At 48.6% G+C, this 23,733-nt stretch carries 27 protein-coding genes; 21 read left to right on the top strand and 6 right to left on the bottom strand.

Annotated elements, in window-relative coordinates; genetic code table 11:
* Nucleotides 1-181 precede the first annotated feature (181 nt).
* Both IEX02_RS09995 and IEX02_RS09990 read left to right on the top strand, forming a co-directional pair.
* The gene (locus tag IEX02_RS09995; protein WP_188693994.1) at nucleotides 182-781 is read left to right on the top strand and encodes a TIGR02466 family protein; all 600 of its coding nucleotides are present in this window, start codon (nucleotides 182-184) and stop codon (nucleotides 779-781) included.
* A 487-nt stretch (nucleotides 782-1,268) separates the two neighbouring features.
* The gene (locus IEX02_RS09990) at nucleotides 1,269-2,321 is read left to right on the top strand and encodes an aldo/keto reductase (protein WP_188693991.1); all 1,053 of its coding nucleotides are present in this window, start codon (nucleotides 1,269-1,271) and stop codon (nucleotides 2,319-2,321) included.
* 47 nt (nucleotides 2,322-2,368) lie between these two features.
* On the opposite strand, the gene IEX02_RS09985 is transcribed toward IEX02_RS09990, so the two are convergent.
* Nucleotides 2,369-3,139 carry a hypothetical protein gene (locus tag IEX02_RS09985; protein ID WP_188693988.1) on the bottom strand — a complete coding sequence of 257 codons (771 nt, stop codon included), beginning with the start codon at nucleotides 3,137-3,139 and terminating at the stop codon, nucleotides 2,369-2,371.
* 247 nt (nucleotides 3,140-3,386) lie between these two features.
* A complete protein-coding gene (gene fusA, locus IEX02_RS09980; RefSeq protein ID WP_188693986.1) occupies nucleotides 3,387-5,480 on the bottom strand; it encodes an elongation factor G in 2,094 nt (697 codons plus the stop codon).
* A 271-nt stretch (nucleotides 5,481-5,751) separates the two neighbouring features.
* Between fusA and trhP the strand changes: the two genes are divergently transcribed.
* The 3 genes from trhP to IEX02_RS09965 all read left to right on the top strand — a co-directional run bounded on the left by trhP (nucleotide 5,752) and on the right by IEX02_RS09965 (nucleotide 7,839).
* Complete coding sequence (trhP, locus tag IEX02_RS09975; RefSeq protein WP_188693984.1) at nucleotides 5,752-7,089, top strand: prephenate-dependent tRNA uridine(34) hydroxylase TrhP; 1,338 nt, start codon at nucleotides 5,752-5,754, stop codon at nucleotides 7,087-7,089.
* 4 nt (nucleotides 7,090-7,093) lie between these two features.
* Nucleotides 7,094-7,342, top strand: a complete 249-nt coding sequence (locus tag IEX02_RS09970; RefSeq protein ID WP_188693982.1) for a YfhL family 4Fe-4S dicluster ferredoxin — start codon at nucleotides 7,094-7,096, stop codon at nucleotides 7,340-7,342.
* A gap of 107 nt (nucleotides 7,343-7,449) precedes the next feature.
* Nucleotides 7,450-7,839: a GFA family protein gene (locus IEX02_RS09965; protein ID WP_188693980.1), complete on the top strand. Its 390-nt coding sequence runs from the start codon at nucleotides 7,450-7,452 to the stop codon at nucleotides 7,837-7,839.
* 34 nt (nucleotides 7,840-7,873) lie between these two features.
* Here IEX02_RS09965 and IEX02_RS09960 read toward each other — a convergent pair whose 3' ends face one another.
* Nucleotides 7,874-8,890: a GGDEF domain-containing protein gene (locus IEX02_RS09960; protein ID WP_188693977.1), complete on the bottom strand. Its 1,017-nt coding sequence runs from the start codon at nucleotides 8,888-8,890 to the stop codon at nucleotides 7,874-7,876.
* A gap of 68 nt (nucleotides 8,891-8,958) precedes the next feature.
* Nucleotides 8,959-11,181, bottom strand: a complete 2,223-nt coding sequence (locus IEX02_RS09955) for a GspE/PulE family protein (RefSeq protein WP_229702171.1) — start codon at nucleotides 11,179-11,181, stop codon at nucleotides 8,959-8,961.
* A gap of 358 nt (nucleotides 11,182-11,539) precedes the next feature.
* Between IEX02_RS09955 and rpsJ the strand changes: the two genes are divergently transcribed.
* The 16 genes from rpsJ (at nucleotide 11,540) to IEX02_RS09875 (ending at nucleotide 22,052) form a co-directional block, all read left to right on the top strand.
* Nucleotides 11,540-11,851 (top strand): 30S ribosomal protein S10, encoded by a 312-nt coding sequence (gene rpsJ / locus IEX02_RS09950; RefSeq protein ID WP_010179497.1) that lies wholly within the window; start codon nucleotides 11,540-11,542, stop codon nucleotides 11,849-11,851.
* An 18-nt stretch (nucleotides 11,852-11,869) separates the two neighbouring features.
* Nucleotides 11,870-12,508 (top strand): 50S ribosomal protein L3, encoded by a 639-nt coding sequence (rplC, locus tag IEX02_RS09945; protein ID WP_188693975.1) that lies wholly within the window; start codon nucleotides 11,870-11,872, stop codon nucleotides 12,506-12,508.
* Between the two features lie 17 nt (nucleotides 12,509-12,525).
* Nucleotides 12,526-13,131 carry a 50S ribosomal protein L4 gene (gene rplD / locus IEX02_RS09940; RefSeq protein WP_188693972.1) on the top strand — a complete coding sequence of 202 codons (606 nt, stop codon included), beginning with the start codon at nucleotides 12,526-12,528 and terminating at the stop codon, nucleotides 13,129-13,131.
* Nucleotides 13,128-13,430: a 50S ribosomal protein L23 gene (gene rplW, locus IEX02_RS09935; protein ID WP_188693968.1), complete on the top strand. Its 303-nt coding sequence runs from the start codon at nucleotides 13,128-13,130 to the stop codon at nucleotides 13,428-13,430. Before rplD ends, rplW begins: the two co-directional genes overlap by 4 nt.
* Before the next feature lie 14 nt (nucleotides 13,431-13,444).
* Complete coding sequence (rplB, locus tag IEX02_RS09930) at nucleotides 13,445-14,269, top strand: 50S ribosomal protein L2 (protein WP_188693965.1); 825 nt, start codon at nucleotides 13,445-13,447, stop codon at nucleotides 14,267-14,269.
* Between the two features lie 15 nt (nucleotides 14,270-14,284).
* The gene (gene rpsS / locus IEX02_RS09925) at nucleotides 14,285-14,560 is read left to right on the top strand and encodes a 30S ribosomal protein S19 (protein ID WP_188693962.1); all 276 of its coding nucleotides are present in this window, start codon (nucleotides 14,285-14,287) and stop codon (nucleotides 14,558-14,560) included.
* 11 nt (nucleotides 14,561-14,571) lie between these two features.
* Nucleotides 14,572-14,904, top strand: coding sequence for a 50S ribosomal protein L22 (rplV, locus tag IEX02_RS09920; RefSeq protein ID WP_188693959.1), 333 nt, complete (start codon nucleotides 14,572-14,574; stop codon nucleotides 14,902-14,904).
* A gap of 9 nt (nucleotides 14,905-14,913) precedes the next feature.
* On the top strand, nucleotides 14,914-15,624 hold the full coding sequence (gene rpsC, locus IEX02_RS09915; RefSeq protein WP_188693957.1) for a 30S ribosomal protein S3: 711 nt from the start codon (nucleotides 14,914-14,916) through the stop codon (nucleotides 15,622-15,624).
* A 3-nt stretch (nucleotides 15,625-15,627) separates the two neighbouring features.
* Complete coding sequence (gene rplP, locus IEX02_RS09910; protein ID WP_188693952.1) at nucleotides 15,628-16,041, top strand: 50S ribosomal protein L16; 414 nt, start codon at nucleotides 15,628-15,630, stop codon at nucleotides 16,039-16,041.
* Nucleotides 16,041-16,232 (top strand): 50S ribosomal protein L29, encoded by a 192-nt coding sequence (gene rpmC, locus IEX02_RS09905; protein WP_188693949.1) that lies wholly within the window; start codon nucleotides 16,041-16,043, stop codon nucleotides 16,230-16,232. The genes rplP and rpmC overlap by 1 nt, the downstream gene beginning before the upstream one ends.
* Entirely contained in the window at nucleotides 16,232-16,492 is a 261-nt protein-coding gene (gene rpsQ / locus IEX02_RS09900; RefSeq protein ID WP_188693946.1) for a 30S ribosomal protein S17, read from the top strand. Before rpmC ends, rpsQ begins: the two co-directional genes overlap by 1 nt.
* 184 nt (nucleotides 16,493-16,676) lie before the next feature.
* Nucleotides 16,677-17,237, top strand: coding sequence for a hypothetical protein (locus IEX02_RS09895; RefSeq protein WP_188693943.1), 561 nt, complete (start codon nucleotides 16,677-16,679; stop codon nucleotides 17,235-17,237).
* 149 nt (nucleotides 17,238-17,386) lie between these two features.
* Complete coding sequence (locus tag IEX02_RS09890) at nucleotides 17,387-18,940, top strand: Re/Si-specific NAD(P)(+) transhydrogenase subunit alpha (protein WP_188693940.1); 1,554 nt, start codon at nucleotides 17,387-17,389, stop codon at nucleotides 18,938-18,940.
* Nucleotides 18,941-20,314, top strand: a complete 1,374-nt coding sequence (gene pntB, locus IEX02_RS09885) for a Re/Si-specific NAD(P)(+) transhydrogenase subunit beta (protein ID WP_188693937.1) — start codon at nucleotides 18,941-18,943, stop codon at nucleotides 20,312-20,314.
* A gap of 110 nt (nucleotides 20,315-20,424) precedes the next feature.
* Complete coding sequence (locus IEX02_RS09880) at nucleotides 20,425-20,991, top strand: LemA family protein (RefSeq protein WP_188693935.1); 567 nt, start codon at nucleotides 20,425-20,427, stop codon at nucleotides 20,989-20,991.
* Nucleotides 20,988-22,052 (top strand): DUF3137 domain-containing protein, encoded by a 1,065-nt coding sequence (locus tag IEX02_RS09875; protein ID WP_188693932.1) that lies wholly within the window; start codon nucleotides 20,988-20,990, stop codon nucleotides 22,050-22,052. The genes IEX02_RS09880 and IEX02_RS09875 overlap by 4 nt, the downstream gene beginning before the upstream one ends.
* A gap of 47 nt (nucleotides 22,053-22,099) precedes the next feature.
* Here IEX02_RS09875 and purU read toward each other — a convergent pair whose 3' ends face one another.
* Together purU and thpR are read right to left on the bottom strand one after the other, a co-directional pair.
* Complete coding sequence (purU, locus tag IEX02_RS09870) at nucleotides 22,100-22,954, bottom strand: formyltetrahydrofolate deformylase (protein ID WP_188693929.1); 855 nt, start codon at nucleotides 22,952-22,954, stop codon at nucleotides 22,100-22,102.
* A 147-nt stretch (nucleotides 22,955-23,101) separates the two neighbouring features.
* Nucleotides 23,102-23,659, bottom strand: a complete 558-nt coding sequence (thpR, locus tag IEX02_RS09865) for an RNA 2',3'-cyclic phosphodiesterase (protein WP_188693926.1) — start codon at nucleotides 23,657-23,659, stop codon at nucleotides 23,102-23,104.
* Nucleotides 23,660-23,733: the final 74 nt, after the last annotated feature.

Genomic DNA, 23,733 nt, shown 5'->3' with positions numbered 1-23,733 from the left:
AAGATCCTTGAGTGATTCTGATTGCTTAAGTGATTGAAAAGGCTCCTTCGGGAGCCTTTTTTATATCTGTCTAATTAGCAAGAATGTGAATGCATTGCTTTAAAATGGTTAATATTGATGGTGGAGCCTGACGAAACGATACGTTACTCTCGTTATCTGAGTTGTAACGGATAAAATCGTAATGAAAATTGAGCTTTGGTTTCCTACCGCCATTTATCATCATGACGCCTCAGAACAAGAGGCTGCTGAAGTCAGAGCCGAGTTGCAGTCCGTGGTCGATAGAGAATTGGATGAGATCCTGAGCAGAAAGGATGCCAAAAGCCGTTCTTATATTCAGTCACGCCAGGCAGGGCATCGTCAGATCATCCAGAAGTATGACTTAACTCACTTTCATGCTTTTCTTATCCGCCATGCAGGTGCCTTTCTTAGTAAGCTTCATCCTGAAGCTCAGGGTGTTGAAGTAAGAGAGAGTTGGTTTAACTTCTATGCGCCAGGTGACAGTCAGGAAGTGCATAATCATCTGCACGCAATCCATCCCTCATACTTAAGTGGGGTATTCTATCTGTCAGCACCTCCAGATTGCGGTGATATCAAGTTCTACCACCCCAATATGCAAACGGCAGTAACCAACCCTCAAGGCAGCATAGAGAACTATGAGACTTGTTATACGCCGATAGAAAACCGCCTGATGCTGTTCCGCTCCCATGTCCCCCACGCTGTCTTACCCAATCGCAGTGATGCTCTGCGAGTCTCTATAAGCTTTAATATTTATGTCATCTGAACCGCTGTCATCCTTTCAGCAGACAAAGCTGAATCATCGTATTTGCTCTTCGGTTAATCAAAGGGAACAATATTCCTCCAAACTCAAATAAATAATGCTCATTGCTAATTATCCTTGTCCGCCTGTGAGCTACAGGGGCGTATTAACCTCTACTCTTTGCTTCGCTTAGTCCTCTGTTTTAGCTCCTGTTCGCAGTTTGCATTTAGTTCTTTTAGCGTCAGACGGCAACACCAGTATTTGGATGAACATAAGCCAGGGGCAGCAATTAAAAGTCGAGCGCATTAGATCAGGGCGCAGATTGCTGGTAGAGCTAGAGTGAGTTGGCAGAGATTCGCTGCCCTAGGGGCGTCGTCACGCAGGGAAGCGAGGGAATCCACTTCACAGCGGAGCACATAGTCTTTTCATCAGGGAAAATGGTCAATATGGGGTTGAGCTTGCTGCGTATAGCCCCAATAAAACTAGATTCAGTAACACAAAGAGATAAGCCATGCAGTACAGCAGATTAGGCAAAAGTGATTTACAGGTTTCCAGAGTGTGCCTGGGGACTATGACCTGGGGAAAACAGAATAACCAGACAGATGCCGATGCTCAGTTGGATTATGCTCTCGCTCAAGGGATAAACTTCATTGATACGGCCGAAATGTACGCGGTGCCACCGAGTGCCGAGACCTATGGTAAAACCGAAACCATTCTGGGTAACTGGTTGGCCGAAAATGCTCCAAAACGTAAAGATTTAATTATTGCCAGTAAGATCGCTGGCCCGGGTCTGCCATACATCCGAGGTGGAGGAGAAATAACCGGTGAGGCGGTGATCCAGGCGGTGGATGCGTCGTTACAACGTTTGCAGACCGACTATATCGACCTTTATCAGTTGCATTGGCCTAATAGAACAACCCCGCACTTTGGTAAGCATTGGCCCGGGCAGGTGAACTTCACCGAGGTAAATACGCAGATGCACAGTAATCAAATGCTGGAAATTCTGCAGGCCTTGGATAGCTGTGTTAAAGCCGGCAAGATTCGCTACTGTGGTCTGTCTGATGACACCACCTGGGGGATAGCAGAGTATCTTCGCCTCAGTGAAAAGCACAGTCTGCCTCGTATGGTATCTATTCAAAATGAATTTAGTCTGTTGCATACCAAAGACTGGCCTTATCTTATTGAGCAATGTGTTCACTCTGATGTAGCGTATTTACCCTGGTCGCCCCTTGCCGGGGGGATGCTGACGGGTAAGTATCTTAATGGTCAGCGTCCGGCAGGCACCCGTTGGACACTCACGCAGCGAAATGGGCTATTCAGAGATACTGCAACATCGCAGGCCGCTATTCAGGAGTATGTTGATCTGGCGGCATCCTTATCAATGACATCCGCACAACTAGCACTGGCCTGGGTAAATCAGGTGGATGGCGTAACATCAACTATTATTGGTGCCACCAGTATGGCGCAATTAGAAGAAGATGTTGCTGCCTTTGAGGTGTCGTTAAATGATGCAAAAATGCAGGCTATCTCCACTGTTCTCCAGCGTTATCCCGTCGCATTTTAATAACGTTTTAAGCAAAAAAGCCCCGTTTGTAAGGGGCTTTTTGATATCTATTCACCTGTGTTAGATGTCGGGGGCGATACTGCGGCCGTGGGGGCCTGAATAATGTTTTCCAATTGTGTGATACGTAAGCCCAGATCCTGAATATTCTGTTGGCTGTCACGCAATTTACCTTTCAACTCATCTAACTGGCTGTTCAGTTTCGGTTGCGCTGAGCTGATCTTCATCAGGCTGGTATGCAGTGTATCCTGACTGTTCTCTAATTTAGCAAACTGTTCTTCAATGGCACTGACCCGAGTTGTGCTCATTGACATATCGGTTTCTAACAGACGCGCTTTTTCAGCGACAGACTGATGTTGCTTCTGCATGTTACCTAATGCGTTAGACAGTTCTTTAATCTCTGATTGGTTTTTACGCCAGGCTGATGCCCAGAGTTTGTCCATTTGCTCCCAGAGTTCATCGGTCTTCTCTGTCACGGCCTTGAGCTTAGCCTGCAGGGCGACGGTGGATTCACCCATTTCTTCACCTGTCGCTGACAGCTTGCCTTCGAGATCCTCAATACGGTCTTTGGCAGCCTGCAGATTTTGCTTTTCTGTTTCCAACTGCTGATAAAGCCAAGCATTTGCGCCAAGGCCTGCCAGAGCCAGCAACATAACAAAAGAGACTAAGCCTTTTCCTGCACCGCCTTTAGGCGCGACAACATGAGGTTGTTCTGCCGCACTGCTCTTATCTGCTTTGGGTTGCTTGCTGCGTTTGTTCAGATAGGCGTCTCTATCTTCCGGTTCCAGCTGGATGCTGGGCATATCATCTGTCTTGGACATGGGTCCCCTCTGAAGCGCCAATAGAAGTTATTAAGCCTATCATACCAATTTTGTTTGGATACGCAGTATTTCCACACCCCAATGTTCAAACAACTTAACCTGTGTGGTTAAAAAACATTCTCTTATAGGGCGAAGAAAAGGCAAGGTGAATTCAAGCTAAGTGTTGTCGCAAAATTGTCTGACCAGGTGATTTGCCAGGCATAAAAAAGCCGACCAGAAGGTCGGCTTTTCTTAGCTGTAAAAGCTATTACTTCTTAGCAGCAGCTTTACGAGCTTTGGCTTCTTCGATGACTTTCTCAGATACGTTGGCCGGGCAAGGCATGTAGTGTGAGAATTCCATTGAGAACTGGCCACGACCAGAAGTCATAGTACGCAGAGAACCAATGTAGCCGAACATTTCAGACAGAGGCACATCCGCTTTTACACGTACGCCAGTCGCGCCCGCTTCTTGGTCCTTAATCATGCCGCGACGACGGTTCAGGTCACCGATAACATCACCCACATTATCTTCAGGGGTGAATACGTCAACCTTCATGATAGGTTCCAGCAACTGAGGTGCAGCTTTTGGAATAGACTGACGGAAAGCGCCTTTGGCAGCGATTTCGAACGCAATAGCTGATGAGTCAACTGCGTGGAATGAACCATCGTACAGTTCTACTTCTACATCCAGAACGGGGTAACCGGCCAGGGTACCTTCGTCTAGCATGCTCTTGAAGCCTTTGTCGATGGCAGGCCAGAATTCTTTAGGTACGTTACCGCCCACAACAGTGGAGCTGAACTTATAACCAGAACCTGGTTCACCAGGACGGATGCGGTAGTCAATCTTACCAAACTGACCAGAACCACCTGACTGCTTCTTGTGCGTGTATGAATCTTCAACGGCTTTGGTGATAGTTTCACGGTAAGCAACCTGAGGTTTACCCACAACCAGCTCAACACCGAAAGTACGCTTCAGAATGTCTACTTTGATATCCAAGTGCAGCTCACCCATGCCTTTCAGGATGGTTTCGCCTGAGTCTTCGTCGGTTTCAACGATGAAGGTTGGATCTTCTGCAATCATCTTAGACAGAGCGTTACCCAGCTTCTCTGAAGCACCTTTATCTTTTGGCGCAACGGCAATAGAGATTACCGGCTCAGGGAAGATCATGGGTTCCAGTGTGCAAGGGTGATTAGGATCACACAGGGTGTGACCAGTCTTCACGTTCTTCATACCAACGAAGGCCAGAATGTCACCGGCTTGGCAACCTGCCAACTCGTTACGGTCATTGGCGTGCATTTCCACCATACGGCCGATACGCTCGGTTTTACCAGTAGCAGAGTTCAGGATGGTGTCACCCTTATTCAGCTTACCTGAGTATACGCGGATAAAGGTCAGGGCGCCGAAACGGTCATCCATAATCTTAAATGCCAATGCACGGAAAGGTTCTTCAACGGCAACTGTTGCGGTTTCACCTGTTGGTTCACCGGTTTCAGGATCAGTCATGTCCTGAGGCTGTACTTCAGTTGGGTTAGGCAGGTAATCAACAACCGCATCCAGTACCAACTGCATACCTTTGTTTTTGAACGCAGAACCGCAGAAAGTGGGGAAGAATGACAGGTTGATAGTACCTTTACGGATACAACGCTTCAGATCTTCCATAGATGGCGTTTCACCATCCATGTAAGCCATCATCAGGTCATCGTCTTGCTCAACCGCGGTTTCTACCAGCTCGTCATGATACTTATTGACTTGGTCAACCATATCCGCAGGGACTTCAGATACCGTAAAGTTATCGGGGTTGCCGGTGCTGTCCCAGACATAAGCTTGTTTGGTCAGTACATCAACTACACCAACAAAGTCATCTTCACGACCGATTGGCAAAGTCATGACCAGAGGCTTAGCGCCCAGTACGTTTTTGATTTGTTCAACAACGCGGAAGAAGTCTGCACCCATACGGTCAAGCTTGTTGACGAAAATCAGACGTGCAACTTCAGAATCGTTGGCATAACGCCAGTTGGTTTCTGACTGAGGTTCAACACCGCCAGAACCACAGAATACGCCGATACCGCCGTCCAGTACTTTCAGTGAACGATATACTTCTACTGTAAAGTCAACGTGTCCGGGAGTGTCGATAACGTTAAAGCGGTGACCTTTCCAGAAGCAAGTTGTTGCTGCTGACTGGATTGTAATACCACGCTCGGCTTCCTGGTCCATGAAGTCCATGGTGGATTCGCCTTCGTGCGTTTCACCGAGTTTATGGATTTTGCCGGTGAGCTTAAGAATACGTTCAGTAGTGGTAGTTTTACCCGCGTCAACGTGGGCGAAAATACCAATATTTCTGTAGAGGGATAAATCTGCCATGGTTTCCTTCACAAAGTTTAAGGGAAAAAAATCGCGCGCAAGTATACAGGAAAACGCAGTTAAAAACCCGTTTTCTGCTAAATATTTGTGCAAAAGTTCTTTCTGCCGCCAAGAAGAGCAGACAGAAAGCTGTTGTTGCTCTTTATTCACGGCGTAACGGCTCGCCGAATAACAGTGACAGTTTAACCTAAGTTTATTGATCCTGATTAACACCTGCCAACGAAATTCTGCCTAGTATGCCATTTTCCTTTCATTCTTCGCGGAGTTATTTATGACGACCTTAAAGGGTAAACCGGAGTTACTCAGTCCTGCCGGAAGCTTGAAGAACATGCGCTATGCCTTCGCTTATGGTGCTGATGCGGTTTATGCCGGACAGCCTCGTTATTCATTGCGAGTCAGAAATAACGAGTTTAACCACGCTAGGTTGGCCGAAGCCATCGATGAAGCCCACGCACAGGGCAAAAAACTCTATGTGGTAAATAACATCGCTCCCCATAACAGTAAGTTGAAAACCTTTTTGCAGGATTTACGCCCAGTCGTAGAGATGAATCCTGACGCATTAATCATGTCAGATCCTGGTCTTATTATGTTGGCGCGAGATGCTTTTCCTAATCTGGATATTCACCTTTCTGTACAGGCTAACGCCGTTAATTGGGCGACCGTGCGTTTTTGGCAGCAGGAAGGGATTAAGCGGGTCATTCTTTCCAGAGAACTTGGGCTTGAAGAGATCGAAGAAATTCGCCAGCGCTGTCCTGATACTGAACTTGAAGTCTTTGTGCACGGTGCTTTATGCATGGCTTATTCAGGTCGTTGTTTACTTTCCGGCTATATGAATAAGCGGGATCCTAATCAGGGGACCTGCACTAATGCCTGTCGGTGGCAGTATCAGGTACATGGGATGCAGCAAGACTCCTGTGGGAGCGGGGCAGAAAGCGAAACGTGCAATCCTCAGGCATTCTTGCAGGAGGCTTTACGCCCAGACGAATTAATGCCGGTGTTTGAAGATGAACATGGCACTTACATTATGAACTCCAAAGATCTCAGGGCCGTACAACATGTGCAGAAACTGATGGAGATAGGGGTGGACTCCTTGAAAATAGAGGGGCGTACCAAGTCGTTCTATTATTGTGCCCGCACAGCTCAGGTCTATCGGCGAGCTATTGATGAAGCGGCTGCTGGTAAACCTTTTGACCCATTATTGCTGGCAGAGTTGGAAAAGCTGGCTAATCGTGGTTACACAGAGGGATTTTTGCGTCGCCATACCCATGATGAACATCAGAACTATGAGGATGGCAGTTCAGTCAGTGATAGCCAGCAGTTGGTTGGTGAGGTGTTAGAGCAAAGAAGCGATGGTTGCTTGCTGGTGGAAGTTAAAAACAAATTCATGCTGGGCTGCAGCCTGGAATTGATGACTCCTACTGGTAATTGCGATTTTGTTTTAACCCAGATGCACACCGAGTCAGGCTTACCCATGCAAGTGGCCCCAGGCGCTGGGTACCGGGTTTGGATTAAACCGCCCGCCAGTATTGATGCCCAATACGGCATTGTTATGCGCAATCTGCCACTACAAACCACTACCAGGCAGCCATTTTATCAGGTCGGGAGTTAATTTTATGGCGTTACATATTACCGAAGAATGCATCAATTGTGATGTTTGTCCCATGGAATGTCCTAACGAGGCGATCACTATGGGGGCTGAGATTTACGAGATTGATACTAACCGATGTACCGAATGCGTCGGCCATTACGATGAACCACAATGCGTGGCTTGCTGTCCGGTGGATTGTATCGAGTCCGATCCCGCTCATCCGGAAACTCAGGCGCAGTTGCACACAAAGTTCCTGGCTATGCATAGTCAATGACGGCATAGTTGAAAGTTGAAGGCCGATGTTGGGCTGGTAAATCTCCCAATAGTGGAGCTTGCCAAGGAAAGCGTTAAACAGGCACACCTATATATAAGGAAGATGCTGTGATAAAAGGCAGTTGCTTGTGTGGACAAGTTCGTTATGAGATTTGCGGCAACGTAGGGGATATTGTTCATTGTCACTGCCGAACTTGTCGCAAAGCCCATGGGGCTGCATTTTCCAGTGTGGCCTCGGTCGTTGATTCTGACTTTAGACTCTATGGCCATGAGCTGTTAAGTGAGTTTGAGTCTTCACCAGGTAAACACCGGTATTTTTGTCGCCGATGCGGTACACAAATTTATGCCAAGCGTGAGAATACCTCCCATATTATATTGAGGCTAGGGTCGCTGGATGATAATCCGCTCAGTCAGGAAGCCAAGCATATATGGGTATCGGATAAGGCATGCTGGTACGACCTAAATGCAAGCTTGCCGGAATATCAAGGCTTTTCCTGAAAAGTCTATCGCGTGAGTAATGGTTCACTGACCTTCATTTGCTTAAAGGCATAACGCGGTTTCGGCCCAGCGTTTTTGCTTGGTATAGCTGTTTGTCAGCCTGTTCGAGTAGATCACTGTTACGCATTGAGCCGCTAAATTCTGCCACCCCAAATGATGCGCTGATACCATCCAGGGTTTTGCCTGTACGGCGATCAATGACGCTGACTTTTTCAATGGCGCGGCGCATCACGTCTGCCTGATGAATGGCCTGATTAAGTTTGCTGGTTTGCAGCAGGATGGCAAATTCTTCACCGCCAAAACGAAACGCCATGGCATTGTCGCGGCAACAGTCCTTAAGCTTTTTTCCTACCGCTTTAAGTACGCGGTCTCCCATCTGATGACCAAATTGGTCATTGATGGATTTGAAATGATCAATATCCACCATAATCAGACAGGTTCCTTTGTCTGGTTTCATCACCCTTAATTCTTCATCCAGGTAACGGCGATTATGCAGGCCGGTCAAAGCATCGTACAGAGCATGCTGTTGACTGTCTTTCAACTGTTCGCGAAGATCGGCAATCTCTTTTTCTGCGGTAGCCAAGGCGGCCGCGAAATCCAGCGTGCTGCGCTTGATATGCTGGGTTTCTTTCACCAAAGAGCGGACAAGTTGCATCACCTCCTCAACCGACCAGCCCTCTTTTTCTACCTTATCTAGATCTGACAGGCGGTTATCAATACTCTGTTTGAAGTTTTGTGTATCGCTGCGGGTATCCAGCAGCGACTGCGATAGCTCGGTTAGCATGGCCTCGAGAGACTGCCGCAGTTGCCAGGCGCCCACCTCCTGACTATCGGCAATGTGCTGGCGATATAACTCCTGTATTTTAGCAGAGGACAGCGGGTGATCGTTTAAAGTCAATCTGTCCAATTCGGCATTTAATGGTGCCGATTGATTACTGGCGTAGGTATACCACAGGGCATAATTAGTGGGGATGGCTGAAATCTGATGCTTAATTAGCAGTGGAATAGTTTGCTTGAGGATCTGAAATGATTGTTCCAGTTCATCTGCCATAACGTTTACTCAGTTGAGCAGCGTAGATAAACACAGTGTAGCAAAGGGCGGGCGAGTATCGCGCAGCCCTATTCTGTGCCGCTGATAATTTGTACTTGGGCAATGTCCGTATCTCCCTTTATCACCTTATAGATACCGTCCTGGGTCAGGGTACGCATACCGTCCTTCATTGCCTGTTCTTTCATAGCCGACACAGCCGCTTCCTTATATACCAAGGCTCGCAACTCTGGCGTCATTGCCAGCAACTCATGAACGCCGGTTCTACCTTTATAGCCGATATCGCCACAGGCCTCACAACCCTTCGCTCGATAGAGCATCAGTGGTTCAGGAAGATTGAGTTCTGCTATGTACTCTTCACCATATTGGCGATGAATAAAACCGATATCGGCGTCACTGGCCTGGTATTCTTCCTTACAGTTAGGGCATAGCGTACGAATCAGGCGCTGGGCTAATATGCCCACACAGGCGTCGGAGAAGTTAACCGGGTCTAAGCCAAGGTCTAACAAACGGGTGATGGTCTCTGGGGCCGAGTTAGTGTGCAAAGTCGATAATACTAAGTGTCCCGTTAATGACGCCTCAATACCGGCATGGGCGGTTTCTTTGTCCCGCATCTCACCGATAAGAATAATATCCGGGTCAGCACGCAAAAATGCACGTAATGCATTGGCAAAGGTAAAACCAATTTTGGGGCTGACCTGAACCTGCTGTAGACCGGCTTGGGTTATTTCTACCGGGTCTTCCGCGGTCCAAATTTTCTTCTCTGGGGTATTAAGATCCCCTAACACTGCGTGCAGTGTTGTGGTTTTTCCTGAGCCGGTGGGACCTACCACCAAGATAATGCCGTGCGGCTTTTTAATCATTTCCTTTAAGCGTTCAGCATTGGTTGGGGCAAGGTTTAGTTTTTCCATCGGCATTGCACCACCGGATGCCAGTATCCGCATAACGACTCCCTCACCGGCAACGGTCGGAATAGTTGCTACCCGCACTTCTACTAATTGGCCCGACATTTTTACTGCTAGCTTGCCGTCCTGAGGTACGCGCTTTTCTGCTATGTTCAGGTTGGCGAGAATCTTAATGCGCGCTACAACTGCACTATGATGTGAGGCTGGGATCTGGGTGATATCACGGCAAACGCCATCTACCCGCATCCTAACGCGGGTAGGGCCACTTTTTTCTGCATCCACGTGAATATCGGAGGCGTTCAGTCGCTTAGCGTCATGCAGAATACGGCTAACCAGTCTGACGACCGCTGGCGCATCATCGGACAGATCATCTTGCTGCTCTTCTAGGTCTTCGCCACCGCCACCGATTTCGTCCAGTATCTCGTCCATTTCCCCTGGTGCGACAGCACCGCCGCCACTTTCACCTAAATACTGCAATACGTGGCTGGGGAGAGAAACATGGATGTCGTAACTGTCGATACCAAGCGCACTTTCAATTTCCATCAACAATGCGGCATTGTTGGGCTCGGCCATCAGAATGATGGGGTTATCGGAAACGTCTGCTACAACTGCTACATAGTTGCGTTTCAAATAGGACAGGTTGAGTTTACTGTTGCCCTGATAGATGTGGTACTTATCCGGTAGGTAAGCCAGGTAGGGAACCTGATAGTGAACTGATAGCGCATGGCCTAACTCGTTCTCGGCTATGCGATGTTCACTGATAAGCCTTTGCACTAGCTGTTTAGGGTCCTTACAGCTCTCCAACAATGTATCCAGATTCGTTTCGCTAATCAGTTCCTTATGTACAAGATATTGAAACGGTTTGTTGGTTCCTCCCAGTTCGAAACGGAATTTCTCTCCGATCATGGCACCCAACTGATTGGCGAGTTCCAAGTCATCAGAGTTAAAGTCACCCTGGCGTTTGTTAATTATCTGCATGACCCCCAGCAGCACGCCTGCGTTCATTACGGGGACACAAATAATGTTGCGGGTGACAAAAGAAGAAGACTTGTCGAACCTGTCGGCAAAACGCAACCTAGGGTGAATGGCGGCCAACTCCTCGGCATTGTATGGGTCGGATATCAGTAGCGGCAACTGACTGAGCGCGACATAGCCGGCGATAGACTGGGGGGTAATTTGAACCTTAATTTCACGCACTTCACGACCGGTTTTAAACCGCGCCACCAAATCCTGATGCTGACGTCGACGCTGGAAGATACTCATACGCTCGGCATTGAACATGCCCAGCACTATGCTCTCCAATTTCTCATAAGCATCCATCAGCCCACTGTAATCGTCTAATAGCTGACGAATTTGAGTTAGCTGGCGGTCTGATTTGCTCGTGATCATGTTTTACAAAGTTATCATGTACTTACTATGTTAGGGCTACTATAGCTGACCACCCGTGCGGTGGATATAGCTAAGGGGCATTTTGTACTATCTGGTGAAGCTTTATATAAAGCTACCGCCAGGTTGATAATCTGGGAGCTAAATCTCAGATTATTTGCAGTATTTAGGTTGCATAAAAAACCAACGTAGGTATAATTCGCGCCCACTGCCAAAAAGGCAGGCTTTGTTGGGATGATTTATCAAACCAGCGATGAACACAAGACCCTAATTTTGGGTCGGCGGTTTACACCCATCCTCCCCCTGATTATTCAGGTTGGTGAGGGTGAATTTTTTTGTTCTTTTGATTGGAGCTTGGTCGATGCCAAATCAAAGAATTCGTATTCGTTTGAAAGCGTTTGATCATAAGTTGATCGATCAGTCTACGGCTGAAATCGTTGAAACTGCCAAACGCACTGGTGCTCAGGTTAGCGGTCCTATTCCTCTGCCTACCCGCAAAGAACGCTACACGGTTCTGATTTCTCCTCACGTAAATAAAGATGCACGTGACCAATATGAAATCCGTACCCATAAGCGTCTGGTGGACATCATCGAGCCTACTGATAAAACAGTAGACGCGCTGATGAGGTTGGACTTGGCTGCCGGCGTTGATGTTCAAATCAGCCTGGGCTAACAAGAGAGGGTTTTAACAATGGCGATTGGTATAGTCGGTCGTAAAGTAGGTATGACCCGCATCTTCACTGAAGATGGCGTGTCCATCCCTGTGACTGTTATCGAAGCAACGCCTAACCGCGTCACTCAGTTGCGTACTGATGAGAAAGACGGTTATCGCGCATTGCAAGTCACTGCAGGTACCAAGAAAGCTAACCGCGTAACTAAAGCTGAAGCAGGTCATTTTGCTAAAGCTGGTGTTGAAGCGGGCCGTGGTCTGTGGGAATTCCGCCTGAATGACAATGAAGGCGAAGGCATTGAAGTCGGCAGTGAAATCACTGTTGAAATCTTTGCTGAGAATGCCAAGGTTGACGTAATCGGTACCTCTAAAGGTAAAGGTTTCGCCGGTGCTATCAAGCGTTGGAACTTCCGTCACCAGCGTAATACGCACGGTAACTCTTTGTCTCACCGTGCCCCTGGTTCTATTGGTCAGAACCAGTCACCTGGTAAGGTTTTCAAAGGCAAGAAGATGGCTGGTCACTTAGGTGACGAGCAAGTTACTGTTCAGTCTTTGGAAGTTGTACGTGTTGACGCTGCTAACAACTTGTTGTTGGTTCGTGGTGCAGTACCCGGTGCTACAGGCGGCGATCTGATCGTCAAGCCTGCGGTTAAAGCGTAACGTCTGGGAGATTAGTGATGGAATTAGTATTGAAAGACGCGAACAGCGCTCTTGAAGTATCCGAAGCTACCTTTGGACGTGAGTTTAACGAAGCTCTGGTACACCAGGTAGTAGTAGCTTACGGTGCTGGCGCTCGCCAGGGCACTAAAGCTCAAAAGACGCGTTCTGAAGTCAGCGGTGGTGGTAAGAAGCCATGGCGTCAAAAAGGTACTGGCCGTGCACGTGCTGGTACTATCCGCAGCCCAATTTGGGTTGGTGGTGGCCGTGCATTCGCTGCTAAGCCTCGTGACTTCGATCAGAAAGTAAACAAGAAGATGTACCGTGGTGCTATCAAAAGCATCCTGTCTGAACTGGTTCGCCAGGAACGTCTGATTGTTGTAGAGAAATTCGGTGTTGAAGCACCTAAGACCAAGGAACTTTTGGCTAAGCTGAAAGCCCTGGATCTGAAAGACGTATTGATCGTGACTGCAGAAGTTGACGAGAACCTGTTCCTGTCTGCACGTAACCTGTACAAGGTTGACGTTCGTGACGTAGCCGGTATCGATCCTGTCAGCCTGATCGCGTTTGAAAAAGTGTTGATCACTGCTGATGCAGTGAAACAACTCGAGGAGGCGTTGGCATGATTAACGAAGAACGTCTACTGAAAGTGGTTTTGGCGCCACACATCTCTGAAAAATCTACTATGGCTGCCGAAGGCAACAACACTGTAGTTTTCAAAGTGCTGAGAGACGCGACCAAAGCTGAAATCAAGCAAGCGGTTGAGAAACTGTTTGAAGTTGAAGTCAATGCTGTTCGCACCGTGAACGTGAAGGGTAAAACCAAGCGTACCGGTATGCGTATTGGCAAGCGCAGCGACTGGAAAAAAGCTTACGTACAGCTGAAAGAAGGTCAGGACATCGACTTCGTCGGTGGCGCTGAGTAATAGGGGATTTAACCATGCCATTATTGAAAGCGAATCCAACTTCAGCCGGTCGTCGTCACGTTGTTCAGGTCGTCAACCCTGATCTGCACAAAGGCGCACCTTATGCACCTTTGTTGGAGAAGAAAAGCAAGACCGGTGGTCGTAATAACGGCGGTAGCATTACTGTTCGTCACATTGGTGGCGGTCATAAGCAACATTACCGTGTTATTGACTTCAAACGTAACAAAGACGGTATTCCTGCTGTAGTTGAGCGTCTGGAATACGATCCTAACCGTTCTGCTAACATTGCCCTGGTGCTGTATGCAGACGGTGAGCGTCGTTACATCCTGGCTCCTAAAGGAATCAGCGCTGGCGATAAGCTACAGTCTGGTGCTGCTGCACCTATCAAAGCTGGTAATGCTATGCCAATGCGCAATATGCCTGTTGGTACAACAGTACACGCCATTGAGATGAAGCCTGGTAAGGGTGCCCAAATGGCACGTTCTGCTGGTGCTTATGCTCAGATTCTGGCCCGTGACGGCGGTTACATCACTCTGCGTCTGCGCAGTGGTGAAGTACGTAAAGTTCTGGCTGATTGTCGCGCCACCATTGGTGAAGTCGGCAACGCTGAGCACATGCTGCGTCAATTGGGTAAAGCGGGTGCTACTCGTTGGAGAGGTGTTCGTCCAACCGTTCGTGGTGTTGTCATGAACCCGGTTGATCACCCTCACGGTGGTGGTGAAGGACGTACCTCTGGTGGTCGTCACCCAGTTTCTCCTTGGGGTAAACCTACCAAGGGTAAGAAGACCCGTAATAACAAGCGTACCGATAAGCTCATCGTACGCCGTCGTAATAAGTAATAGCGAGGATTCACCATGCCACGTTCTCTCAAGAAAGGTCCATTTATTGACCTGCACTTGTTGAAGAAGGTAGAGACTGCGGTGGAAAAGAATGATCGTCGTCCAATCAAAACTTGGTCACGTCGTTCCATGATCATCCCAAATATGATTGGGTTGACCATTGCAGTCCATAACGGTCGCCAACATGTTCCAGTACTGGTTAGTGACGAAATGGTCGGCCACAAGTTGGGCGAATTTGCGCCAACGCGTACTTACCGCGGCCACGTCGCGGATAAGAAAGCTAAACGTTAAGGGGTAGGATAATGGAAGCATTAGCTAAACACCGTTTTGCCCGTACGTCGGCTCAAAAAGCGCGCCTGGTTGCGGATCAAATTCGCGGAATGCACGTTGAGAAAGCCCTGGAGCTTCTGACTTATAGCCCTAAAAAAGCGGCTAGTCTGGTTAAGAAAGTTCTGGAGTCTGCCATCGCCAATGCTGAGCATAACGAAGGTGCAGATATCGACGAGCTGAAAGTCGCGAAGATCTTCGTCGACGAAGGCCCAACCATGAAGCGTATTAAGCCTCGTGCTAAAGGCCGTGCGGACCGTATTTTCAAGCGTAGCAGTCACATCACTGTTGTTGTGGCTGATAACTAGGAGTAGATAATGGGACAGAAGGTACATCCTACAGGTATACGCCTGGGTATCAGCAAACCATGGACTTCTACCTGGTACGCTAATACTAAAGATTACGCAGACAACCTGTTCAATGACCATCAGGTACGTCAGTTCCTGACCAAAGAACTGAAGAATGCGTCAGTTTCTAAGATCGTCATCGAGCGTCCAGCCAAGAGCATCCGTGTGACTATTCACACTGCACGCCCTGGTGTGGTTATCGGTAAGAAAGGTGAAGACGTAGAAAAACTGCGTAAGCACGTTTCTAACCTGGCCGGCGTTCCTGCACAGATCAACATTGCGGAAGTTCGCAAGCCTGAGCTAGATGCTCAATTGGTTGCCGACAGCATCTCCAGCCAGCTGGAGCGCCGTGTAATGTTCCGTCGCGCTATGAAGCGTGCGGTACAGAACGCTATGCGCATTGGTGCCAAAGGTATCAAGGTTGAAGTAAGCGGTCGTCTTGGCGGCGCTGAAATCGCTCGCTCTGAGTGGTATCGTGAAGGCCGTGTGCCATTGCACACTTTCCGTGCCGACATCGATTACGCTACCTCTGAAGCCAGCACAACCTACGGTATCATCGGCGTTAAAGTGTGGATCTTCAAAGGTGAAGTTCTGGGTGGTCTGCCAGCAGCCAATGCTGCCGAGCAAGCTCCAGCTCCAGCACCTAAGAAGAAAGGCCGCAGCGCTAAGCAAGGGGGCTAAGAGATGTTACAACCAAAACGTACGAAATTCCGTAAGCAGCACAAAGGTCGTAACCGCGGTCTGGCAATTGCAGGCGGTAAGGTAAGCTTCGGTACTTTCGGCTTAAAAGCCACTGGCCGTGGTCGCATGACTGCTCGTCAAATCGAAGCTGCTCGTCGTGCCCTGACTCGTCACGTTAAGCGTCAAGGTAAGATCTGGATCCGCGTATTCCCCGATAAGCCAATCACTGAAAAGCCTCTTGAGGTTCGTCAGGGTAAAGGTAAGGGTAACGTTGAATACTGGGTATGTCAGATCCAGCCTGGTCGCGTACTTTACGAAATCGAAGGCGTTTCTGAAGAGCTGGCTCGTGAAGCATTCTCACTGGCTGCTGCTAAGTTGCCCTTCAAGACAACCTTTGTAACTCGGACGGTGATGTAATGAAAGCTACTGAACTGAAAGACAAAAGCGTAGAAGAGCTGAACGCAGAGCTGCTGAACCTGCTGCGCGAACAGTTCAACCTGCGCATGCAACACAGCACAGGTCAGCTGGAAAAATCTCACCAGTTGAAATCAGTGCGTCGCAGCATTGCGCGTGTTAAAACCATTCTGACTCAGAAGGCAGGTGCCTAATGACTGAAAAAAATACACGTACACTGCAGGGCCGTGTCATTAGCAACAAAATGGACAAGTCCATCACTGTCGCTATTGAGCGCAAGGTGAAACACCCGATTTACGGTAAATTCATCAAGCGTACTACTAAACTGCATGCACATGATGAAAACAACGAGTGCAGCATTGGCGATATCGTCACTGTAAGAGAGTGTCGTCCTTTGTCTAAGACAAAGACCTTCACTTTGGTTACCGTTGTTGAGAAATCCACCGAGGTGTAAACCTCTTAGGATTTTGTTAAAAAGCGCCTTAGGGCGCTTTTTTTATGTCTGAATCTCTCCTTATTGTCTTCCTGCTTTCGGTCATCTGCTGCTTAAAAGATAATCAGGTATAACTTCGCTTACCTATTCGAGATCTGAAGCAAGCTATGCTTGAACCTCATTCCCTGAGGTGAAGGTTGGGCTCATGCATAGGTACAAATTGTTATTGCTCAGTTTGCTCACTAGCACGGCGGTTGCCGAGCTCTCGGACACCAGTGGATTCGGCGAGGATTGGCTACAGTCTGATAGAGCGCTTAGTTACCAGCGCTGGGAGTCCGGGCATGTGGACTTTTATCGCTACCGTCAGCAGCAAGTTGAATGGCAACAAGCGGTAAATGAAGATATGCAGTTTTCTTTTCAGGTTAGTAAAGTGGACAAAACCCTTTCTGCTTGCCCCAATAGCCACCGTATTTCTGAACTGGCTTTTTCAGTGGTACCGCAATTCAGATTTGCCGAAGATGTATCTGTGGGATTTGGCTGGCAACTGGCGCATGCTGGAGAGTTGTCGCTGAGTCAGTCTCGCGCTATTCCATTAGGCAGTCGGCAAGGGTGGTTAGTGAATGCCCAGGTGGCGCTGGCTGAGCAACAGACCTTACTGTTGACCCTAAAGGGGGTTGAGTATCAGAACCGATTTGATTCTGGGCGCCAGGATGGCGAAAACTTCAGGGAAACCCAGCTGCACTTGTCTTATTCGGTGACATTCTAAGTATTATCCTTATTCAGGTTGAGCGCGCTTTTTCCTTTCATTGACGCTGTTTAGTTAACTATTCCTACCTATAAAAAAAGATTGATTAGCTTAACGTCCTTCGGTAGAACTGATGGTTAAATAATCGGCAAAGTGAACAAGGAATGCCCATGCTCATCGGCGTACCCAAAGAAATCCTTACTCATGAAACCCGCGTAGCCGCGACTCCCAAGACGGTAGAGCAGTTATTAAAGCTTGGCTTTGACGTGGTGGTTGAATCCGGCGCGGGAGAATTGGCCAGCTTTACCGACCAAGCCTATGCCGATGCTGGGGCAAGGCTCGCCAGCAGGGAAGAAATTTGGCAGGCCGATATCATTTTTAAGGTCAATGCGCCGATGAAAAACGGCCGCAAAAGGATAGACGAATTTGAGTTGGTTAAAGCCGGGAGCACTATTGTCAGCTTTATCTGGCCTGCTCAGCATCCTGAGCTGTTGGCTACCCTAGCCGAGAAACAGGTTAATGTGCTGGCAATGGATGCCGTACCACGAATTTCCCGCGCTCAGTCACTGGATGCGCTGAGCTCTATGGCAAATATTGCCGGTTACCGTGCTGTGGTGGAAGCCGCCCATGAGTTTGGGCGCTTTTTTACCGGGCAAATTACCGCAGCCGGTAAGGTACCGCCTGCCAAGATACTCGTGGCGGGGGCTGGGGTGGCTGGTTTAGCGGCTATAGGCGCAGCGGGCAGTCTGGGCGCTATAGTGAGAGCTTTTGATGTACGTCCCGAAGTGAAAGAGCAGGTTCAGAGTATGGGCGCTGAGTTTCTGGAAGTCGATGTCAAAGGCATGGAACAAAGCAGCGATGGTTACGCAAAAGAAACTAGCGATGAGTTTAATCAGGCCGCTGAGCGTTTGTATGCCGAACAGGCTAAAGAGGTGGACATCATCATTACGACGGCACTGATCCCTGGAAAGCCGGCGCCTAAGTTGATCAGTAAAGCAATGATCGACAGCATGAAACCCGGCAGTGTGGTGGTGGATCTTGCTGCGGCTAATGGTGGCAACTGTGCTTACACTAAGGCCGATAAGCTAGTTACAACACCAGGTGGTGTAAAAGTCATTGGCTACACAGATATGACCGGTCGCCTGCCTACTCAGTCCTCACAGCTATACGCAACCAACCTGATTAACCTGGCCAAGCTGTTATGCAAAGACAAGGACGGTCAGATCGCAGTGGATTTTGAAGATGTAGTGATCCGCGCTGTTACCGTCGTTAAAGACGGCGAAGTGACCTGGCCAGCCCCGCCTATTAAGGTATCGGCGCAGCCTAAAGTGAAGCCGCAGCAGATAAAAGCTAAGACAGATCAAAAGCCAATGGATCCGAAACGTAAATATCTGCTGATGGCGATCGCGGCCAGCTTATTCGCTTGGTTGGCCAGCAGTGCACCGCCTGAGTTTTTATCGCATTTTACGGTATTTGTGCTGGCGTGTGTGGTGGGGTACTACGTGGTGTGGAACGTGACTCATGCGCTGCACACCCCCTTGATGTCGGTTACCAATGCGATTTCGGGGATTATCGTGGTGGGGGCATTGTTACAGATAGGTCAGGGGGATGGGCTGGTGACTTTCCTGTCCTTTATTGCCGTGTTAATCGCCAGTATCAATATCTTTGGTGGCTTTACGGTGACCAAGCGAATGTTGGAGATGTTTCGTAAGGGGGGCAAGTAAATGTCTGCAGGATTAGTACAAGCCGCCTATATCATTGCCGCCCTGCTGTTTATATTGAGTCTGGCGGGGCTGTCTAAACAGGAAAGTGCCAAAGCCGGTAACTATTTCGGTATGGCGGGTATGACCATTGCGTTACTGGCAACTATTTTCAGCCCGACATCCGCAGGGTTGGGCTGGATTGTGTTGGCCATGGTGACCGGTGGGGCTATTGGCATGCATCTGGCACGCAAGGTAGAGATGACCCAGATGCCGGAATTGGTGGCTATACTGCACAGCTTTGTAGGGTTGGCGGCGGTATTAGTAGGATATAACACTTATATCGATCATCCACCTTTGTATGGGGCCATGTTAAGTATTCATTTGGTGGAGATCTTTCTCGGCGTATTTATCGGTGCTGTCACTTTTACTGGCTCAATTGTGGCATTTGGTAAGCTGAAGGGGATTTTCTCTTCCAAGCCCATGATGCTTCCTCACCGTCATAAACTGAATTTAGCCGCTGTGCTGGTGTCTGTTTTACTGCTCTCGCATTTTGTTAGTGCCCAGGGCTCTGCCTTAGCGTTGTTATTAGTAACCTTCATCGCACTGGCGTTTGGCTGGCATCTGGTGGCATCCATTGGCGGTGCGGATATGCCGGTAGTGGTGTCTATGCTGAACTCCTACTCGGGCTGGGCGGCCGCGGCGGCCGGTTTTATGCTCTCCAATGATTTGTTGATTGTTACCGGTGCCTTAGTGGGAAGTTCCGGGGCTATTCTGTCGTACATTATGTGCAAGGCCATGAACCGCTCTTTTATCAGCGTGATTGCCGGTGGATTTGGTACCGACGGCCTGTCTTCCGGTGACGAAGAGATGGGCGAATATCGGGAAATCCAGGCTGAAGAGGTGGCCGAACTGCTTAAAGAAGCCAGTTCAGTGATCATTACGCCAGGCTATGGTATGGCGGTCGCCCAGGCACAATATCCCGTGTATGAAATGACCGAGAAGCTTCGCGGCATGGGTGTTGAGGTGCGTTTTGGGATTCATCCTGTGGCGGGGCGTTTGCCTGGGCATATGAATGTATTACTCGCCGAGGCGAAAGTGCCTTACGACATTGTTCTGGAAATGGATGAAATCAATGAGGATTTTGCATCAACCGATGTGGTGCTGGTGATAGGTGCCAATGACACCGTCAATCCCGCTGCAGCAGAAGACCCTGGTAGTCCTATCGCGGGTATGCCGGTATTAGAAGTCTGGAAAGCGCGTAAGGTTATCGTATTTAAGCGTTCCATGAATACCGGCTACGCTGGCGTGCAGAATCCACTGTTCTTTAAAGACAATACCGCTATGCTGTTCGGCGATGCCAAAGCCTCAGTGGAGGCCATCTTTAAAGCATTGTAATTTACTAGGGCAGGAAGGGGCATCGCCCCTTTTTTGTTGGGGAAAAGTCTTGACCCGCATGTGAAAGAACAAATAATCTTTTGTTTCATCCAATTCAAAGGAGTGTAGTTATGACTTGGACGACCATTGCCATGTTGGCAATCCCGCTGGTTCTTTTATATGTCTGGTATGCCTCAATTATTTCTCGTCGTAACGCTGCTCAGGAAGCTTTTTCAGGGATAGATGTGCAGCTCAAGAAGCGTACTGACTTAATTCCCAATATTCTGAAGATAGCAGCCAGTTTTATGCAGCATGAAAAAACCTTACTGGAAGATATCACCCGATTGCGTACCGAAGTTTTGAAAGCCTCAGGACAAGCCGCTCAATCAGAGCGCTTTGCCTTGGAGGCCGACTTATCACAGAAAATGGGTAGCTTGCTGGTGGCAGTGGAAAATTATCCCGAGCTGAAATCACAGCAAAATATGTTGGAAGCCCAGCGGGTATACGCCGACGTGGAGGAGCATATTTCCGCCGCCAGACGCAGTTACAATGCGGCCGGTAAAAGCTATCGTGATGCCATTCAGATATTCCCCGGCAATTTAATTGCTGCCATGCTGGGCTTATCGCCTATGCCATTTTTTGAGGTGGTTGAAGCTGACCGCAAGCCTGTTGATGCCGATAGCTTCCTGAAATCATGAGTAATTTTCTTCATACCTTTCAACAGGCTGGTGTTGCTATCCGTCAATTGGCAGATGGTTCCGCCTTTAAACGACATGTTGAAGTAGACACACCTCTATCGGACGAATTTAAAGCGCTAATTGAATCCGATGTGAAACCCTTATTGGCACCATTGGAAGCTTTTCGGCTGGAAAAGCTGGCCACTAAAACGCGCAATAAAAAATGGGCATTACGGCTGGGGTGGATTTTGTGGTTACCCGCCCTGATATGGGATCTGTTGTATCTGGCCAGTGGTGACTTACATATTAGTGTGCTTTTTGTGGCGGCAGGCCTAGCTATTTGGGTCATTTATCCTGAAATGCAGTACCGCAAGCATTATAAACAAATGTTGATGCCTGTATTAGTAAAGGCCTTTGGCGATTTTCGTTACGATGAAAAAGGCTGTATTGATATTGATGGTGTGCAGACACTGGATACCATGCCGTCTTTTTCCCGTAAGTCGCATGAAGACTATATTAGCGGCAAGGTTGAAGACATCGAGTTTGAATTTTGTGAGTTGAAACTGGAGCGTAAAGGGCACAAATCTTCTACCACGGTATTTCGAGGCGGGGCAGTGGTACTCAAGCTGCCATTTCAATTAAGTGGCCACACTGTGGTAGGGATGGACTACGGAAAGCTTGGCAATATGTTTGCGGCCTCTATGGCCAGACGTAAAGTGGCACTGGAAAACCCTGAGTTTGAGAAGCGTTTTGAGGTTAGCAGTACAGACCAGCAGTATGCCCGTTATTTGCTTTCTCCTGCCATGATGGAGCGCTTACTGGCGTTAGATACTCTGTTTCGAGCACGGGCCAAGGGCTCGGGTCTGAGCTGTGAGTTTAAGGGCGATCAGGTACTGCTGATGATTTCCTATTTTGGCGACCTGCTGGATACCGCTGACTTGAATGTATCGGCTTATGATTTGGATAAATTGCCGCTACTGGAGCAAGAGCTGGCGATGATCACCGGGCTGATTAAACAGCTTAAGCTGGATTATCTGGCGGCTAGAAATCAGGCCGTGGATAGATATTCTTCGTCGCTTTAGATGAGAGAGCAAGCCCTGCCATCAGGCAGGGCGAGACCTTATTCACGTCAGGCAAACACCACAGTTTTGTGCTGGTGGATGATCACTCTGTCTTCAAGGTGATAACGAACACCGTTAGCCAGTGCCTGTTTTTCACAATTCTTACCTTTGCGCACCATATCGGCTGCTGAGTCACTGTGGCTGATACGCATGACTTCCTGCTCGATAATTGGGCCTTCATCGAGATCTGAGGTGACATAGTGACAGGTGGCACCAATAAGTTTAACGCCCCTGTCATAGGCTTGCTGATAGGGCTTGGCCCCGGCAAACGAAGGTAAAAAGCTGTGATGGATATTAATAGCTTTACCCGCCAATGCTTCGCAAAGCTGATTGGGTAGAATCTGCATAAATCGGGCTAAAACGGTGAGATCAGCCTGATAGTGATGAAGCAGGTTCTGAATTTCCTCAAAGGCCTTTTCCTTGCCCAACGTTTGGAAATCCACCCAATGAAAAGGCACGTTATACCAGTCAGCAAACTGCTGCATATGAGGGTGGTTGGCGATAATGCAGGGAATGTCACAATACAACTCATTGGTATGCCAACGATGCAGTAAGTCAATTAAACAATGGGACTCGTGGCTAGCCAGTAACGCCACTTTTTGCTTGCGGTGTGAGTCCGTAAGGCGCCAGTTCATCTGATACTGTTCGGCCAAAGGGCTAAATACCGAGCGAAATGCTTCCAGGCTTAGCGGGAGTGAGTCGGCCCTAATTTCGTGACGCATAAAGAAGCGCCCTGTTTGCAGATCGGTATGGTGACTGGCTTCTACTATGGTGGCGTTATGCCCCGCCAAAAATTGACTCACGGCGGCCACTAAGCCGACTTGGTCCGGACAATCAATAACGAGGCGAAAAGTTTGTTGCATGGCTGCATCCTTCAGTTTGCTTGGCTCACGTTATACCAGTTGGCAAGGCGGGGTAAAAGCGGCATTTTTAGGATGTTGTCATCGAAAGAGGCTGGATTTGAACAAAAATATACTCAAATAGGGCTGTCTGCCCGTAGCTGCTAGATGTCACTGGAAATGCCCCCGGGCCAATTTTTCGCGGATTGAGCCAGGCTCTGTTAATGGCCAGCGTTCCATGACCCGGTAACGAACACCTGTTGCGGTAGATTGCGACTCAAATAAGCAAAATTCCTTAACCTGAATATGCATGTCCGGGGCGCAAAGCGGTGCGGGGGGATTCTCACGCAGTTTACGGAACAAACTGATATGTGGCTGATAAGGGCGATTGTCTGTCGATATTTGTTGTTGCTTCAGTTTATCTCGTAACTGCAACACCAAGGTATCAAGTGCCATTGGTATGTGCGAAGGGCCAATCCAATAGACTTTAGGTTTGGACCAGTATCCGGTTTGATCTATATGCAAACTGAAGCTTTGGCCAGAGGCTTGATTAGCAGCCTGATACACCCTTTCAAGAGCGCTGTCCGCCGTCTCCCCCAGAAATGCCAGGGTAATATGCAGGTTGGCGGGGGCCACCTGTTGGGCCAGCGGAGGCAGCATCTTGCTACGCCATTGATCTATTGTCAGTTTGTCAGGACCAGTAAAGTCGAGGCCAAAGAACAGTCGCATAGGGGGTCTCTAATCATTTTACTTTAAAGGGGATCGGTTACGCACCAATACCGCCTGTGATTGAGCTGTGACCT

The sequence above is a fragment of the Bowmanella pacifica genome, assembly GCF_014645355.1.
Classification (GTDB): Bacteria; Pseudomonadota; Gammaproteobacteria; order Enterobacterales; family Alteromonadaceae; genus Bowmanella; species Bowmanella pacifica.
This window is presented reverse-complemented; position numbering and strand designations above follow the sequence as displayed.

Bases quoted from the DNA above. Each gene is read 5' to 3' on its own strand.
- thpR (WP_188693926.1), bottom strand. From the start codon at position 23,659: ATGCGACTGTTCTTTGGCCTCGACTTTACTGGTCCTGACAAACTGACA.
- IEX02_RS09970 (WP_188693982.1), top strand. From the start codon at position 7,094: ATGGCGTTACATATTACCGAAGAATGCATCAATTGTGATGTTTGTCCC.
- IEX02_RS09890 (WP_188693940.1), top strand. From the start codon at position 17,387: ATGCTCATCGGCGTACCCAAAGAAATCCTTACTCATGAAACCCGCGTA.
- IEX02_RS09985 (WP_188693988.1), bottom strand. From the start codon at position 3,139: ATGTCCAAGACAGATGATATGCCCAGCATCCAGCTGGAACCGGAAGAT.
- rplW (WP_188693968.1), top strand. From the start codon at position 13,128: ATGATTAACGAAGAACGTCTACTGAAAGTGGTTTTGGCGCCACACATC.
- IEX02_RS09995 (WP_188693994.1), top strand. From the start codon at position 182: ATGAAAATTGAGCTTTGGTTTCCTACCGCCATTTATCATCATGACGCC.
- rplB (WP_188693965.1), top strand. From the start codon at position 13,445: ATGCCATTATTGAAAGCGAATCCAACTTCAGCCGGTCGTCGTCACGTT.
- rplV (WP_188693959.1), top strand. From the start codon at position 14,572: ATGGAAGCATTAGCTAAACACCGTTTTGCCCGTACGTCGGCTCAAAAA.
- IEX02_RS09990 (WP_188693991.1), top strand. From the start codon at position 1,269: ATGCAGTACAGCAGATTAGGCAAAAGTGATTTACAGGTTTCCAGAGTG.
- rpsJ (WP_010179497.1), top strand. From the start codon at position 11,540: ATGCCAAATCAAAGAATTCGTATTCGTTTGAAAGCGTTTGATCATAAG.
- IEX02_RS09880 (WP_188693935.1), top strand. From the start codon at position 20,425: ATGACTTGGACGACCATTGCCATGTTGGCAATCCCGCTGGTTCTTTTA.
- IEX02_RS09875 (WP_188693932.1), top strand. From the start codon at position 20,988: ATGAGTAATTTTCTTCATACCTTTCAACAGGCTGGTGTTGCTATCCGT.
- rpsC (WP_188693957.1), top strand. From the start codon at position 14,914: ATGGGACAGAAGGTACATCCTACAGGTATACGCCTGGGTATCAGCAAA.
- IEX02_RS09895 (WP_188693943.1), top strand. From the start codon at position 16,677: ATGCATAGGTACAAATTGTTATTGCTCAGTTTGCTCACTAGCACGGCG.
- rplC (WP_188693975.1), top strand. From the start codon at position 11,870: ATGGCGATTGGTATAGTCGGTCGTAAAGTAGGTATGACCCGCATCTTC.
- fusA (WP_188693986.1), bottom strand. From the start codon at position 5,480: ATGGCAGATTTATCCCTCTACAGAAATATTGGTATTTTCGCCCACGTT.
- rpmC (WP_188693949.1), top strand. From the start codon at position 16,041: ATGAAAGCTACTGAACTGAAAGACAAAAGCGTAGAAGAGCTGAACGCA.
- purU (WP_188693929.1), bottom strand. From the start codon at position 22,954: ATGCAACAAACTTTTCGCCTCGTTATTGATTGTCCGGACCAAGTCGGC.
- rplD (WP_188693972.1), top strand. From the start codon at position 12,526: ATGGAATTAGTATTGAAAGACGCGAACAGCGCTCTTGAAGTATCCGAA.
- rpsQ (WP_188693946.1), top strand. From the start codon at position 16,232: ATGACTGAAAAAAATACACGTACACTGCAGGGCCGTGTCATTAGCAAC.
- rpsS (WP_188693962.1), top strand. From the start codon at position 14,285: ATGCCACGTTCTCTCAAGAAAGGTCCATTTATTGACCTGCACTTGTTG.
- trhP (WP_188693984.1), top strand. From the start codon at position 5,752: ATGACGACCTTAAAGGGTAAACCGGAGTTACTCAGTCCTGCCGGAAGC.
- pntB (WP_188693937.1), top strand. From the start codon at position 18,941: ATGTCTGCAGGATTAGTACAAGCCGCCTATATCATTGCCGCCCTGCTG.
- IEX02_RS09955 (WP_229702171.1), bottom strand. From the start codon at position 11,181: ATGATCACGAGCAAATCAGACCGCCAGCTAACTCAAATTCGTCAGCTA.
- rplP (WP_188693952.1), top strand. From the start codon at position 15,628: ATGTTACAACCAAAACGTACGAAATTCCGTAAGCAGCACAAAGGTCGT.
- IEX02_RS09960 (WP_188693977.1), bottom strand. From the start codon at position 8,890: ATGGCAGATGAACTGGAACAATCATTTCAGATCCTCAAGCAAACTATT.